Genomic DNA, 14974 nt, shown 5'->3' on the forward strand with positions numbered 1-14974 from the left:
CGACGACATGACCACTCATACGCGTATCCGCAAATTCAACACTCGCGAAACATATCCGGAACAGAGCCTGGACAACGACCTGTGCCAGGCGGTGATAGCCGGCAACACGGTGTATCTGCGCGGCCAGATCGGCCAGGATCTCGACACGCGCGAATCGGTCGGCATCGGCGACGTCGCCGCGCAAACCGAAAAGGCCATGTCGAACATCAAGATGTTGCTTGACGAATGCGGAAGCAAGCTCGAGGACATCTGCAAGGTAACGGTCTACATCATCGACCCGCGCTATCGCGAACCCGTCTACAACGTGATGGGCCACTGGCTCAAGGGCGTGTTCCCGGTGTCGACCGGTCTCGTCGTGCAGGCGTTGGCGCGCCCCGAATGGGTAGTCGAAATCGACGTCATCGCCGTCAAACCGGACGCGTAATCATGGCGCTCAGTCGAAGTGCCGAACTGCTGAAAACGCTGATCGCGTTCCCAACCATTTCGCGCACGCCGAATCTCGCGCTGATCGAGCATGTCGCCGGTTTGCTGGGCGCGGCGGGCATCAGGAGCACGCTTGTCGGGAACGACGCCGGCACCTGCGCGAACCTGTTCGCGAGCACGGGGCCGGCGGACGTACCCGGCGTGATGCTCTCGGGACACACGGACGTCGTGCCTGTCGAAGGACAGCCGTGGACGATGCCGCCCTTCGAGGCCACGCTACGTGACGGGCGGCTTTACGGACGTGGTACTGCCGACATGAAGGGCTTCGTCGCCTGCGCGGTCGTTGCAATGATCGATGCGTCGGCGCGGACACTGAAGAAGCCCTTGCAACTGGCGCTGTCGTATGACGAGGAGATCGGCTGCGTCGGCGTGCGGCGGTTGATCGATGTGCTGGAGGCGGCCCCGGTGCGGCCGGAACTGTGCATCATCGGCGAACCGACAATGATGCAGATCGCAACCGGCCACAAAGGCAAGGCTGCGTATCGCGCGGTCTGTTGCGCAGAGGAAGGCCATTCGGCGCTCGCACCGAAGTATCTGAATGCAATCCACGTCGCCGCTGACTGGATCGCGGGCATTCGCGCGGCGCAGCAGCATCTCGCCGAAAGCGGCGCGCACGACGACGGTTACGACGTGCCCTATTCGACGATTCACGTCGGGACGATCCACGGCGGCAAGGCGCTCAACATCGTGCCGAACGAATGCACGCTCGAATTCGAAATCCGCACGCTCGCGAGCGACAACGCCGCCGCAATACTCGGAGACATCCGCTCGCGGGCCTCGATCGCAAGCGCCACGGCTTTTCAAGGGAAAGCGCATCTGCCCGATGTCGAGGAAGTCAACGCTTATCCCGGTCTCGACACCCATGTCGCGAGCCATGCCGTAAAGTTTCTCGAAACGCTGCTACCGCCGAATACGCAGAAGCGCAAAGTTGCTTTTGGCACGGAAGGCGGACTGTTCTCGACGCGTCTGTCCGTGCCAAGCGTCGTGTGCGGCCCGGGCGATATCGACGTCGCGCACAAGCCGGACGAATACGTCGCATTGGCGCAGCTTGATGCATGCGATAACTTTCTGGCCCAGCTAACGAACTGCTTGCAGTAGTGCCCGATCTCCAGGCGCGCGACCTATGTAAGACCGGAGCGAGATAGAAGTCCAATGTGGCCGCGCAACCGAATGTCGCAACTTTCGCATTGATTGTTCTTCTCCTGCAGCGACGCCAGGAAAAGAAGTAACCGGCAAATGGCGCGCGGCCCGGGCGATGCCTTTTCAGGATAGTCAACTTTGTGAAGCCGGGCAGATCAACTGATTCTGTGGCAAAGTGCTGTGGACCGACCTCACCGAAGCCGGATATATTCGACAGGCGTCCGGTATCGTTCCCGGTGAACTCAACGCACACCAGACGCACGGCCTGCGGCTTGTCAATGTCACGCACGAGCTCAACGTTGGCTGAGCACATTCGCGGCTCGCGCGTCTTTCAAAAAATCTGCAATGACGCCCCTCAAGTTCATTCTCCGTTACACGGCTGTGCCGTTCATGGCGATCGTCGCCGTCGTGTCGTGGGCCTTACATCACGCGTCCGCCGAAATCGACGCCCGACAGTACGCGGCACTGTCGGGCGCTTATACCAGCTTCCCGGTGACTCTCCGGCGTGATATCGGACAGGCGCTGCAATCGGGGAAGCTGAGCAAGTGGGATTATTCGTCGCTGGTGCGGGAATCGCTCGACGATGGAGTTATTCTCGACTGGCCATCGGGAGACAACGAAGACGTTGCTGCGGAAAGGGAAAAACTGACAGAGCTAGTCAAGGCGGACCGACTCTGAACCGCGCCGCATCTGGCGGCGATCCGGTGTACGGCATCGACGAAGACGACGAGCGCCGGGCTCTTGAATGCAGACCGGCAGCCGACAGCACGGATGAGGACGCCACGCGCTTTCAGGACGTGCTACGGAACGGCATTCAATCACGCGTGCCCCGTCAAAGTCGAGACCGTGCCGGTCGCCGGAGGTTTTGTTGCCACCGTTGGGGGGCGCATAGCTGGGCTGAGCCCCACCGGGCAACCTCAAATCAACACTTCTACGTCCGAGAGAACGGGCGAAAGCGACAACTGAACGTCCGCGCACCTAGGCGTGTCCCTTGACGCCCTATGCCCCTGAACGGGCCGGGTTGGTCAGAGCCAAAGCAAGGAATTCGCGCTTACGGCGGCTAGCCCACGTTGGAACAAGCAGCCTCAGCCGACTATTGACAGCCCATCAACGAGATCCATAACGCACTCGCAATTGTGCGCCGCACACCGAGTTTTCCCGATGCTGCAGACTTTGTTGTACCCGAACGGCAAACCTTACGTTCCAGCAGACTTTGTTGTGCGCCAATAGCTCCGCAAAAAGTAATTTGACAAACTATCTTTAGATATATATCTTACGACACATCTTAAGACATAAATGGGAGTACCCAAGATGCGTCATCACCACCGTTTTTCCCGCCCGCACATGGCGGACGACAATCCCTCCATCGGCCACGAACGCCCATCGCTGCATTCGCTGTGGCATGCATTCGCACGCCATCACGAGTATCGCGATCATCATCACAATCGCGGCGCACGCGACGGACGCGGCGACGCGCGCGGCCAGGGCGATCGCGGCTACGACCGCCTCTCGCTACATGCGCTGTGGCACGCCATCGGCCGTCATCACGAGCATCGCGGCGGTCGCGGCGGACGCTTCGGCGGCGGCCCCGGCGGCTTCGGCGGCGACGGCGACGGTTTTCCGCGCGGCCGCAAATTCAGCTCCGACGACCTGCAACTGCTGCTCCTGTCCATGATCGGCACGCAACCGAGCCACGGCTACGAGCTGATCAAGGCTCTGGAAACGCGCTCGAACGGCTTCTACAGCCCGAGTCCCGGCATGGTCTACCCGGCGCTCACGTATCTGGAAGAACTCGGCTACGTGACGGTGCAACTCGAAGGCAACCGTAAGCGCTACGAATTGTCGCAAACGGGCCGCGACTATCTGGCCGTCAACCGCGAGCGCGTCGAATTGATGCTCGCCAAGCTCAGCCATATTGCCCGCAAGATGGATTCGGTGCGCCGCGCGTTTGCCGGCGAAGAGCCGGCCGACATCAGCGAGGGCGGCTGGCTGCCCGAGCTGAACGAAGCGCGCCGCGCGTTGAAGCATGCGCTGCTGCTGCGCGACAGCGCACCAGCGGCCGAACAGCGCCGCATCGCCGAAATTCTGATGCGCGCAGCCCAGGAAATTGAAGGCAAAGTCAAACCGGACAACGGCGGCGAAGCGGCTGTTTGAGATCAGGCAGCCCTTGCCTCGCATGCCTTTGCACGGCGGCGCCTCCAGCGCGTGAGCACGTCCATCGAACCAACAGGAGTAGCACCCCTATGCTGATGAAAGAAAAACAAACCGATCTGGCAGTCCAGCGCGTGCGGCATCCGCTGAAGTTCCGTCTGTTGCAGGTCAAGCAGGTGCGCGCGCTGACGCCGCACCTGATCCGCGTCACCTTCACGGGCGAAGAGCTGCACGACTTCGTCTCCGCTTCGTTCGACGACCACATCAAGGTGTTCTTCCCCGAACCCGGCGCGGACAGACCGGCGCTGCCGCAAGCCGGCCCGGACGGCCCGGTGTTTCCCGCCGGCCAGCCGCGCCCGGTCGCCCGCGATTTCACGCCGCGCCGCTTCGATCGCGAAGCGCGCGAGCTCGACATCGAATTTGCCATGCACGAAGCGGGCCCTGCGGCGACATGGGCGGCGCAAGCCAAAGTGGGTCAGTACCTCGGTATCGGCGGCCCGCGCGGTTCGCTCGTGATACCCAGGGGCTTCGACTGGCATCTGCTGATCGGCGACGATACCGCGCTGCCCGCCATCGCCCGCCGCCTGGAAGAACTGCCGGCCGGCACGCGCGTCGCGGCGGTGATCGAAGTCGCCGAGCCGTCGGCGCAGATCGAATTCGCGACGCAGGCCGAACTGCACCTTGTCTGGCGCTATCGCAACGACGGTGGGATGCGCGGCGAAGCCTTGCTGCAAGCGGTCCGCGATCTCTACCTGCCAGAAGACGGCGAAGGCTACGTGTGGGCGGCCGGCGAATCCGCAACCATGCGCGCGGTGCGCTATCACCTGTGCACGGAGCGCGGCGTCGACAAATCGCGCATTCGCGCGGCCAGCTATTGGAAACAGGGGGCCGAGGCGGTGCACGAATCGCTCGACGATTGAGCGTGCGCCGTCCGCGGCATCGCGCGATACTCCGGCGCAGGCAAATTTAGCGGCACCCGCGGCGTGCCGCCAATAACAACAACAAACACCAGGAACCGATCGATGTACTCAATCAGCGAAAAGCACGAACGCCGCCTGCTGTGGCTGCTCGCGCTGACGCAGTTCACCCTCATCATGGACTTCATGGTGATGATGCCGCTCGGCCCGCAGATCATGCACGCGTTCGCCATCACGCCGGCGGCGTTTGCCACGGCGGTGTCGGCGTACTCGTGGTGCTCGGGACTGTCGGGACTCTTTGCAGCGACCTATATCGACCGCTTCGACCGGCGCCGTCTGTTGCTGACCATGTATGCGCTGTTCGCGCTCTCGAACCTCGCGTGCGCGCTGGCGGGCAGCTTCGCACTGCTGCTGGCCGCGCGTGCCTTCGCGGGCATCACGGGCGGCGTGTTGGGCTCGGTGATCATGGCGATCGTCGGCGACGTGATCCCCGTTCAACGCCGCGGCGCCGCCACGGGCACGATCATGACCGCCTTTTCCCTCGCGGCGATTGCGGGCGTGCCGGCCGGGGTGATGCTGGGTGCGCACTTCGGCTGGGCGGCACCGTTCTTCCTGCTGGTGGCGCTGTCGTTGCTCGTGTGGTCGGCGGGCTGGCAACTGGTGCCGTCGCTGACCGAACATTTGAGCCGCCATCAGCCGCCGCTCGCGGAAGTGCTGCCGGATTTGTGGCGGCTCCTTCGCAACCCGCGGCATCTGAACGCGTTTGCGCTGACCTTCATGATGATGGTCGCGCACATGGTGGTGATTCCGTTCATCTCGCCCGTGCTGGTCGCCAATCACGGCGTGGCGCCCGAGCAGCTATCCTGGCTCTATATGGCGGGCGGCGCGGCCACGTTCTTCACGTCGCGCCGCGTGGGCGCGCTCGCGGACCGGTTCGGCACGCGACGCGTATTCCGGATCGCGGCGGTGCTCGCATTTCTGCCCGTGCTGTTCGTCACGCATCTGCCGAATCTGCCGTTCTACGCGCTGGTGATGTTTTTCCCGTTCTTCATGGTCCTGATGTCCGCGCGCATGGTGCCCATGCAGGCGTTGCTAACCACAGTCCCTGAACCTGCCCGACGCGGCGCTTTTCTCAGCGCGAACAGTGCGCTGCAGGCGTTGGGCACGGGATGCGGCGCGTGGATCGGTGGCTTGATGCTCAGCACGTCGCCTGACGGGCAGATCCTGGGGTACGGGACTGTCGGCTGGGTTTCGGTTGCTGTCGGGCTGGCCGGCGTGTTCTGGGTTTCCCGGGTATGCGGCGCGCAAGGCGACACGACTTCGGCAGAAATGCTGCATGGTGAGGCGATCGGCGAAAGTTGATGGCGTGTCGCGCACGGCGCTGGCTTGCATGGCGGCGCCGTGCGGACACACGCGTCAGCCGGTTTTGCGAGCGAACGCTCGCGGTGCTTCAGTGCCGCGCTTCACGGCTTCTGCTTCACGGCCGCTGCTTCACCGTCGCTGCTTCACCGTCGCTGCTTCACCGTCGCTGCTTTACCGCCGCTGCTTCACTGCCTCCGCCTCATCACTCCTGCCCCGCGCCCAACGCGGCCAGCGGATGCGCCTCCCGCTTCCACGGCGAAGCGAGGAAATGCCTGACGCGTTCGGGCCGCACCTCGGCCAGCGTGGCGGGCGCCCACCTGGCTTTGCGATCCTTGTCGATCAACTGGGCCCGCACGCCTTCACAGAAGTCGCCCTCTTCAATCACACGTTTGACGATGCCCAGCTCCATGCGGAAGCATTCCGCGAGGCTCATCTGCCGGCCGCGCAAAAGCGCCTCGCGCGTGACGTAAAGCATGGTGGGCGAATGCCCAGTCAGCGCGTCGTAAGTGGACTGCAGCCATTGCTTCACTTCACGCGGCGGCTCGCGCTCCAGATCGTGCCGCACGGTCGCGACCATCCGTTCGATACTGGAGCGCCGGTCGAAGTGCCGCAAGATCAGTTGCGTAAACGGCCCCAGCGCCGCGTGCGGCACGATATTGCACGGCGGCTCGAACACCCCGCGCAACGCGGCCATCAAATCGCCTTCGAACGACATGCGCTGCAAACGCTCTTCGAAACTGGCGAGCCATTCGGCCGGCACGCACAGGTCCGCCAGTTGCAGGCGCAACGCATCGGCGCCGGACAAGGTTGCACCGGTCAGCCCGACGTACAGCGCGACCTCCGCCGGCATCACGCTCAGAAAGCGCGTCGCGCCGACGTCCGGCAGAAAGCCGATACGCGTCTCCGGCATGGCAATCTTGCTGCGCTCGGTGACGATGCGCAGCCGCGCCGCCTGCCCGAGCCCCATGCCGCCGCCCATCGCAATGCCGTCGAGCAACGCGACCACCGGTTTCGGAAACGTATGCAGCGCGTAGTCGAGCCGGTATTCGTCGGCGAAGAACGCGAGCCACCGGCTGTCGCCGTTCTTTGCAAGCCGCTGCACTTCGCGCACGTCGCCGCCGGCGCAGAAACCCTTGGTGCCCGCGCCTTTCAGCACGAGCGCGACGATACCGTCGTTGGTGCGGCAATGTTCGACCAGCACGGCCAGCTCGCGCACCATGGCGTGCGAGAGCGCATTGAGCGCGGCCGGCCGGTTCAGCGTGATGATCGCCACACGGTTGACGACGCGAAACAGAATCTCGCGTTCCGCTTCGACACTCGTGTCGGGTACGGCGCTTTGCAAGGCGCTCATCAATGCGTCTCCTCGTCGGCAGGCGCGGCCTGTGTCACCTGCCAGCGCGGCGCGCGTTTCTCGAGGAACGCGTTGACGCCTTCACGCTGATCGACGCCGTCGAACAGATCGACGAAGCGCTCGCGTTCCAGCGCCAGTGCCGCCGCGCGCGGCACGCCGTTGCGGGCCTGATGGATCAGCGTCTTGCTGAAGCCGACCGCCTGCGGGCTCAACGTAGCGACACGCGCGGCCATCGCCAGCGCGGCCTCGCGCGCCGCGCCCTTCTCCACCACTTCTTCGGCGAGACCAATGCGCAGCGCCGTCGCCGCGTCGACGCGCTCGCCGGTGAGGATCATCCGCTTGGCCCAGCCTTCGCCGACCAGCCACGGCAGCGTCTGTGTGCCGCAACCGCAGGGCAGCAGGCCGACCGCCGTCTCGGGCAACGCCAGCAATGCGTGCTGTTCCGCGATACGGATATCGCACGCCAGCGCGCATTCGAGTCCGCCGCCCATCGCATACCCGTTGATCGCCGCGATCACCACGGGCCGCGCGTTCTGCAAGGTTTCGAACGCCGCGCCGAAGCGCGCCGCCGCCGTGCGCGCAACTTCGCGGTTGCCGTCGGCGAACGTGTTCAGGTCGGCGCCCGCGCTGAAGAACTTGGGGCCGTCGCCGGTAATCACGATCGCCCGCACGCGCGCTTCGCCGTTCAGGCGCTCGACGGTCTGCTGCAACTGCAACAAGCCCTCCGGCGTAAATGCGTTGGCCGGCGGCCGCTTGAGCGTGAGTTGCGCAACGGCGCCGTCGTGCGCATAGTCGAGTTCGATCATGACGCGCCGCCTTCCTTGCCGTCCTGCCGATAAAGCTTGATGACCGCCGAAAAGTCGAGACGTCCCGCACCTTTCGTGCTCATCGTCTGGTAAAGCTGTTGCGCCAGCGCGCCGAGATACACCGGCTGACGCGCGGCTTTCGCGGCGTCGGTGGCGAGGCCCAGATCCTTGAGCATCAGGTCCGTGCCGAAGCCGCCCGTGTAGCCGCGCGTGGAGGGCGCCGTCTCGATCACGCCTGGCATCGGGTTGTAGGTATCCGAACTCCAGCAGCGCCCGGTCGATGTATTGATGATCCCGCCCAGCACTTTTGCGTCGATGCCGAGCGCCTCGCCGAGCGACATCGCCTCCGCCACGCCCGCCATCGTGATACCGAGTACGAGGTTGTTGCAGATCTTCGCGACCTGGCCCGTGCCGGTATCACCGCAATGCACGATGTTCTTGCCCATTGCGGAGAGCACCGGCTTGACCTGCTCATACGCGCTCGCACTGCCGCCGACCATGAAGGTCAGCGTGCCCGCAGCAGCGCCGCCGGTGCCGCCCGAGACGGGTGCATCGACAAAACTGTTGCCGTGCTGCTGCGCGAGTTCGGCGAACGCCTTGACGCTCACGGGATCGATCGTGCTCGAATCGATGATGGTCACGCCTTTGGCGATGCCGGCAAAAATGCCGTCGTCTGCCGTCAGCACGCTGCGCACATGCGCCGCGGCGGGCAGCATGGTGATCACGCATTCCACGTCGGTCGCCGCCGCTTTCAGCGAAGCGGCGGCTTTCGCGCCGGCATCGACGAGCGCCTGCACGGCTTGCGCGTTGAGGTCGAACACGTTGACCGCGTGACCCGCCTTGAGCAGGTTGTGCGCCATTGGCGCACCCATGTTGCCGAGTCCGATAAAGCCTATTTTCATGATGTCGTCTCCATGTGTCCGCTTGCCAGGCACGCGCTCAGCGCAGGCTGATGGTCGTGTTCACACCGTCGTTCACGGTGTCGTCGTCGAACCAGCGGGCGGTGACGGTCTTGGTCTGCGTGTAGAACTGCACGACCTGTTTACCGTACGGGCCGAGGTCGCCGAGCTTCGAGCCGCGCGAACCGGTGAAGCTGAAGAACGGCACCGGCACCGGAATCGGAATGTTGATGCCGACCTGGCCGATATCGATCTCGCTCTGGAACTTGCGCGCCGCCGCGCCGCTCTGCGTGAAAAGGCCCACGCCATTGCCGAACGGATTGCGGTTGACGAGTTCGATCGCGTCGTCGAGCGTGGCGACGCTCAACACCAGCAGCACGGGGCCGAAGATTTCCTGGCGATAGATTTCCATTTCGGTGGTGACGTCGGTAAAGACCGTCGGGCCGATGAAGTTGCCTTGCTCGTAGCCCGGCACTTTCACGTCGCGGCCGTCCAGCGCCAGCGTGGCGCCTTCTTTCACACCCGTTTCGATCAAACCGAGAATGCGCTGCTTCGCCGCGCGCGACACGACCGGGCCGATGTCCGTGCCCGGTTCGTTGCCCGCGTTGACCTTGAGCGTCTTCGCCTTCACCACCAGCTCCGGCAACCATTGCTGCGCGGCGCCCACCAGCACGACCACCGAAGTCGCCATGCAGCGCTGTCCGGCCGCACCGAATCCCGCGCCGGCCAAAGCGTTCAGCGTCTGCTCACGATTCGCATCGGGCAGCACGACCGCGTGATTCTTCGCGCCCATCATCGATTGCACGCGCTTGCCGTGTTCGCTGCCGAGGCGATACACATGCGTGCCGACCGCCGTCGAGCCGACGAACGAAATGGCCTTGACGAGTTCGTGCGTGCACAGCGCGTCCACCACGTCCTTGCCGCCGTGCACCACGTTCAGCACGCCCTTGGGCACACCGGCTTCGAGCGCGAGTTCGACCAGTTGCATGGTCGAAAGCGGATCCTGCTCGGAAGGCTTGAGCACGAACGTATTGCCGCACACGATCGCCATCGGGAACATCCACAGCGGGATCATCGCCGGGAAATTGAACGGCGTGATGCCGGCGCACACGCCGATCGGCTGACGCAACGTGTACGTGTCCACGCCGCCCGCCACGTTCTCGGCGAATTCGCCCTGCTGCAGCGTGCCGATCGAACACGCATGTTCGACCACTTCGAGGCCGCGGAAGATATCGCCTTCGGCGTCGGGAATCGTCTTGCCCTGCTCGGCACTCAAGGTCTTCGCGATCCGCGGCATATGCTCGCGAATCAACGCCTGGTACTTCAGCATGATGCGCATGCGCGCGCCGATCGGTGTGTCCTTCCAGGTCTTGAAGGCGGTGTGCGCGGAACGGATCGCTTCGTTTACCTCATCGGCGGTGGCGAACGGTACGCGCGCCAGGACCTCCTGCGTGGCGGGGTTGACGATATCGCGCCATTCGGTAGTCTTCGATTCGACGAATTCGCCGTTGATCAACAGTTTGACAGTGGCAATGGCCGCAGTTGCGCTCATGCTGAAACTCCTGTGCAGTGGCCGCGAGGCGGCCGGGCAGTGACGGGTAATAAAAAGAATCAACGCAGATCCGGGAAATCCTCTTCCCAATACTCGCCGGGCAAGCGAGCGGGTTCGGCCGCGCGCTCCATTTCGCGGCGCCGCAATTCGACGCGGCGGATCTTGCCGGAGATGGTCTTGGGCAGCTCGCTGAATTGCAGGCGGCGAATCCGCTTGTACGGTGCGAGTTTTTCGCGCGAAAACGCGAACACGGCGCGCGCGAGTTCGGGCCCGGCTTCGTAGCCCTGGCGCACGGTGACGAACGCTTTGGGCACCGACAGACGCAGCGCGTCGGCGCTCGGCACCACGGCGGCTTCGCCGATCGCCTCGTGTTCGATCAGCACGCTTTCGAGTTCAAACGGACTCAGACGGTAATCAGACGACTTGAACACGTCGTCGGCGCGGCCCACATAGACGTAATAGCCATCGTCACGGCGCAGCGCCACGTCGGACGTGCGGTAGAAACCGTTGCGCATGGCCTGCGCGGTGGCGTTGGCATTGTTCGCATAGCCGGTCATCAGGCCGAGCGGCCGCTCGGCCAGCGGCAGCGCGATTTCGCCTTCGGTAACGGGCTGATCGTCGGCATCGAGCAACTCGATTCTGTAGCCCGGCAGCGGACGTCCCATCGAACCGGGCACGACAGGCTGCCCCGGCGAGTTGCCGATCTGGCAGGTGGTCTCGGTCTGACCGAAGCCGTCGCGAATCGTAATGCCCCACGCGTGTTTCACCCGCTCGATGATCTCGGGATTCAACGGCTCGCCAGCGCCGACGATCTCGCGCAGCTTGACCGGGTAGTCGGTGAGATGCTCCTGCACGAGCATGCGCCACACCGTGGGCGGCGCGCACAGCGTGGTGACGTTGCAACGCACCAGCACGTTCAGCGTGTCTTTCGCCACGAAGCGCGGGAAGTTGAAGACGAACACGCAGGCCTGTGCATTCCACGGCGCGAAAAAACAGCTCCACGCGTGCTTGGCCCAACCCGGCGAGCTGATATTCCAATGAATGTCGTTCGGTTGCAGGCCGATCCAGTACATCGTCGACAGATGGCCGACCGGGTAGCTTTGATGCGTGTGTTCGACGAGTTTGGGCTTCGAGGTCGTACCCGACGTGAAGTACAGCAGCATCGGGTCGGTGGCGTGCGTGACGCCTTGCGGCGTGAATTGCGGCGGCGCGTCGTAGGCCGCCGCCAGATCGATCCAGCCCTCGCGCGGTGAGCCGACCGACAGACGCGTGAGCGGCGTCTCGAGCGTATCGAATTTAGCCAGCTCCGCGCTATCCACCACGACGAACTTCGCGCCGCCGATCTGCACGCGGTCGCGCACGTCGTCGGCGGAAAGCTGGGTGGTGGCGGGCAGCACGATCGCGCCGAGCTTCATGGCCGCGAGCATTACGTCCCAGAGTTCGACGCGGTTCGGCAACATCAGCAGCAGACGGTCGCCGCGGCCCACGCCCACACCGCGCAGGAAATTCGCCATGCGCGCCGAACGCTCCGACATCTGCGCGTACGACAGGCGCAGGCCGTCGCCGGCGGGGTCGTCGACGATCCACAGCGCGGGATTGTCGTTATTACGCGCGATCACGTCGAAGTAGTCGAGCGCCCAGTTGAACTCGCCCAGTGCCGGCCACGCGAATTCGCGGTACGCGCGGTCGTAGTCGGTTCGATGGCGCAATAGCAGGTCGCGCGCTTCGAAAAAAGCTTTTGCTGCTGTCATCGTCGTCTCCTTATAGCGCGGTATGCTCTCCGCTCTTTTTGTCCGTTGCGGCACTGCTTTTCTGCTCGCCGGGCAAGCTATTCTGCGCTCAAATGCAGCCTCGCTCGCATTTACACATGGCGCGCGATCACCATGCGTTGCACCTCGCTGGTTCCTTCGTAAATCTGCGTGATGCGCGCATCGCGGTAGTGGCGCTCCACCGCGTAGTCTTCCAGGTAGCCATAGCCGCCGTGAATCTGAATCGCGTTCGAGCAGATTTCCTCGGCCAGCTCCGAGGCGAACAGCTTCGCCTGCGAAGCCTCCGACAAACACGGCTTGCCTTCCGTGCGCAGCCGCGCCGCGTGATGCACGAGCAGGCGCGCGGCGTTCAGGCGCGTGGCCATGTCGGCGAGCATGTTGGCGATGGTCTGATGCTCCTTCAACGCCTTGCCGAACTGGATGCGTTCGTTCGCATAGAGCCGCGCGGCATCGAACGCGGCCCGCGCAATGCCGAGCGCCTGCGCGGCAATGCCGATGCGGCCGCCTTCGAGATTCGACAGCGCGATGCGCAAGCCCTCGCCCGGCTCGCCGAGCAGGTTGGCTTCGGGCACGGCGCAGTCGTCGAGCGAGATCGGGCAGGTGTCGGACGCGCGAATGCCGAGCTTGTGTTCCGGCTTGCCGACGTTGAAGCCCGGCGTATCGGTAGGCACGATGAAGGCCGACAGACCGCGCTTGCCGCGATCGGGATCGGTGACGGCGAACACGATCGCGACATTGGCGCGAGCGCCGTTGGTCACGAACTGCTTGCTGCCGTTGAGAATCCACTTGCCGTCGCGCAGCACGGCACGGGTGCGCAGATTGTTCGCCTCGGAGCCTGCCTGCGGCTCGGTCAGGCAGAACGCGCCGATGCGGCGGCCGGTTGCGAGGTCGTGCAGATAGCGGTCTTTTTGCGCGTCGCTGCCGAAGTTGAGGATCGGCCCGCAGCCGACCGAGTTATGCACGCTCATCAGCGTGGCGCAGGAGGCGCAGCCCGCGGCGATCTCTTCGAGCGCGAGCGCATAGGCCACGTAGTCCGTATAGGAGCCGCCCCACTCCGCCGGCACGATCATGCCGAGAAAACCGAGTTCGCCCATTTGCGTGACGACCTCGGCGGGCAGTTGCGCGTCGCGGTCCCACTGACCCGCGTAGGGCGCAAGCCGCTCGGTGGCAAATTCGCGCGCGGCGTCGCGGATCATCCGTTGTTCGTCGGTGTAGAAGCTGTCCATAGTGCGCGGTCCTGTCCTGTACGTCTGATCGCGGCTGATTTGCCGCCTTGCAGTGGGTCTCCCAAGGCAAGCTGCGCGCGATCGGTTCGGACCCAGTGTAGGGAAGCCACTGGACAGGTTCGATGCTCAGCCCGATCATTCTGACTGAGCGCATTTGCCATACTGGTACGATGCGAGGCCAACTCCATCCGCAATCTCAAGGACTTGGCGAATCGACACAGGCAAAATGCTGAGCGCTTTTGCCAGCTTGAGCCAATCAGCCGGACACGCATGAAGAACGATAAAGGCACGATTTCCGTCAGCATGGTCGAGGAAGCGCTCGCACTGGCGCGCTCGCGCGGCCTCGACGCGCTGCCGCTCGCCGAAGCCGCCGGCATCGCGGCGCCAATGCTGGCGTCGCCGAAAAGCCGGGTGTCGTCGGCGCAATACGGCGCGCTGTGGGCCGCGATTGCGCGCGCGCTGGACGACGAGTTCTTCGGCCAGGATTCGCATCGCATGAAAAGCGGCAGCTTCATCGCCATGACGCAAACCGCGCTGACCGCGCGCAACGGCGCGCAGGCGCTGGCGCGCGCGGTCGGTTTCATGCGGCTCGTGCTGGACGATCTCGGCGTGCAGATCGAAACGGACACGCAGCACGTAAGGCTGCGCTTCGAGGAAAACCCCAACGCGCCGCCGCCGGCCATGTTTGCGTATGCAACCTACTTCATCCTCGTGTACGGGCTGTTGTGCTGGCTGGTCGGGCGGCGCATTCCGTTGCTCGAAGCGTGCTTTCGCTGCGCCGAGCCGCCCGCCGCGCACGAATACCGCCTGATGTTCTGCGATCACATGAGCTTCGACCAGGCCGAGTCGTACGTCGATCTCGCACCGGTGTTTCTCGACCTCCCCGTGGTCCAGACCACGAAGTCGGTCAAGCCCTTCCTGCGCGACGCGCCCGGCAGCTTCATCGTCAAGTACCGCAATCCCGGCTCGCTCGCCGCGCGTGTACGCAAGATGCTGCGCGCCCTGCCGATGGCCGGCTGGCCCGCCGCCGATCAGATGGCCGAACGGCTGCACGTGGCCGAGGCAACCATGCGGCGGCGTTTGAAACAGGAAGGCTATACGTACCAGTCGATCAAGGACGACCTGCGGCGCGACATCGCGATCGGCGAACTGCAGGACACCGACCGCACCATTGCCGACATCGCCACCTCAGTGGGGTTTGCCGAACCGAGTGCGTTTCATCGCGCGTTTCGCAAATGGACCGGCATGCGGCCGACCGACTACCGGCCGGCGCGCGCGGATTTCACGCGCCGGGCGGAATCGGACTAAGCTGTAAGGA

At 64.2% G+C, this 14974-nt stretch carries 13 protein-coding genes; 7 read left to right on the forward strand and 6 right to left on the reverse strand.

What is annotated here, in order from left to right; translation table 11 throughout:
- The first annotated feature begins 7 nt into the window (after positions 1-7).
- The 6 genes from NE850_RS02695 to NE850_RS02720 all read left to right on the forward strand — a co-directional run bounded on the left by NE850_RS02695 (position 8) and on the right by NE850_RS02720 (position 6053).
- Positions 8-424 (forward strand): RidA family protein, encoded by a 417-nt coding sequence (locus NE850_RS02695; protein WP_007177584.1) that lies wholly within the window; start codon positions 8-10, stop codon positions 422-424.
- Between the two features lie 2 nt (positions 425-426).
- Entirely contained in the window at positions 427-1581 is a 1155-nt protein-coding gene (gene argE, locus NE850_RS02700; RefSeq protein ID WP_007177585.1) for an acetylornithine deacetylase, read from the forward strand.
- Positions 1582-1968: 387 nt separating this feature from the next.
- On the forward strand, positions 1969-2301 hold the full coding sequence (locus NE850_RS02705; RefSeq protein WP_007177586.1) for a hypothetical protein: 333 nt from the start codon (positions 1969-1971) through the stop codon (positions 2299-2301).
- Positions 2302-2934: 633 nt separating this feature from the next.
- Entirely contained in the window at positions 2935-3777 is an 843-nt protein-coding gene (locus NE850_RS02710; protein ID WP_007177587.1) for a PadR family transcriptional regulator, read from the forward strand.
- 89 nt (positions 3778-3866) lie between these two features.
- A complete protein-coding gene (locus tag NE850_RS02715) occupies positions 3867-4694 on the forward strand; it encodes a siderophore-interacting protein (RefSeq protein ID WP_007177588.1) in 828 nt (275 codons plus the stop codon).
- A gap of 102 nt (positions 4695-4796) precedes the next feature.
- Positions 4797-6053 carry an MFS transporter gene (locus NE850_RS02720; RefSeq protein WP_007177589.1) on the forward strand — a complete coding sequence of 419 codons (1257 nt, stop codon included), beginning with the start codon at positions 4797-4799 and terminating at the stop codon, positions 6051-6053.
- A 202-nt stretch (positions 6054-6255) separates the two neighbouring features.
- Here the strand turns inward: NE850_RS02720 and NE850_RS02725 are convergent, their stop codons facing one another.
- The 6 genes from NE850_RS02725 to NE850_RS02750 form a co-directional block, all read right to left on the reverse strand.
- Positions 6256-7404 (reverse strand): enoyl-CoA hydratase/isomerase family protein, encoded by a 1149-nt coding sequence (locus NE850_RS02725; RefSeq protein ID WP_007177590.1) that lies wholly within the window; start codon positions 7402-7404, stop codon positions 6256-6258.
- Positions 7404-8210 (reverse strand): enoyl-CoA hydratase, encoded by an 807-nt coding sequence (locus NE850_RS02730; RefSeq protein WP_165188576.1) that lies wholly within the window; start codon positions 8208-8210, stop codon positions 7404-7406. Before NE850_RS02730 ends, NE850_RS02725 begins: the two co-directional genes overlap by 1 nt.
- Positions 8207-9112, reverse strand: coding sequence for a 3-hydroxyisobutyrate dehydrogenase (mmsB, locus tag NE850_RS02735; RefSeq protein ID WP_007177592.1), 906 nt, complete (start codon positions 9110-9112; stop codon positions 8207-8209). Before mmsB ends, NE850_RS02730 begins: the two co-directional genes overlap by 4 nt.
- A 37-nt stretch (positions 9113-9149) precedes the next feature.
- On the reverse strand, positions 9150-10661 hold the full coding sequence (locus NE850_RS02740; RefSeq protein ID WP_007177593.1) for a CoA-acylating methylmalonate-semialdehyde dehydrogenase: 1512 nt from the start codon (positions 10659-10661) through the stop codon (positions 9150-9152).
- A gap of 59 nt (positions 10662-10720) precedes the next feature.
- Positions 10721-12412: an AMP-binding protein gene (locus NE850_RS02745; protein WP_165188578.1), complete on the reverse strand. Its 1692-nt coding sequence runs from the start codon at positions 12410-12412 to the stop codon at positions 10721-10723.
- A gap of 110 nt (positions 12413-12522) precedes the next feature.
- Positions 12523-13656, reverse strand: coding sequence for an acyl-CoA dehydrogenase (locus NE850_RS02750; RefSeq protein WP_310698418.1), 1134 nt, complete (start codon positions 13654-13656; stop codon positions 12523-12525).
- 270 nt (positions 13657-13926) lie between these two features.
- Between NE850_RS02750 and NE850_RS02755 the strand changes: the two genes are divergently transcribed.
- Positions 13927-14964, forward strand: coding sequence for an AraC family transcriptional regulator (locus NE850_RS02755; protein ID WP_007177596.1), 1038 nt, complete (start codon positions 13927-13929; stop codon positions 14962-14964).
- Positions 14965-14974: the final 10 nt, after the last annotated feature.

The sequence above is a fragment of the Paraburkholderia sp. USG1 genome (genome assembly GCF_031570135.1).
In the GTDB taxonomy this organism is placed as follows: Bacteria; Pseudomonadota; Gammaproteobacteria; order Burkholderiales; family Burkholderiaceae; genus Paraburkholderia; species Paraburkholderia dioscoreae.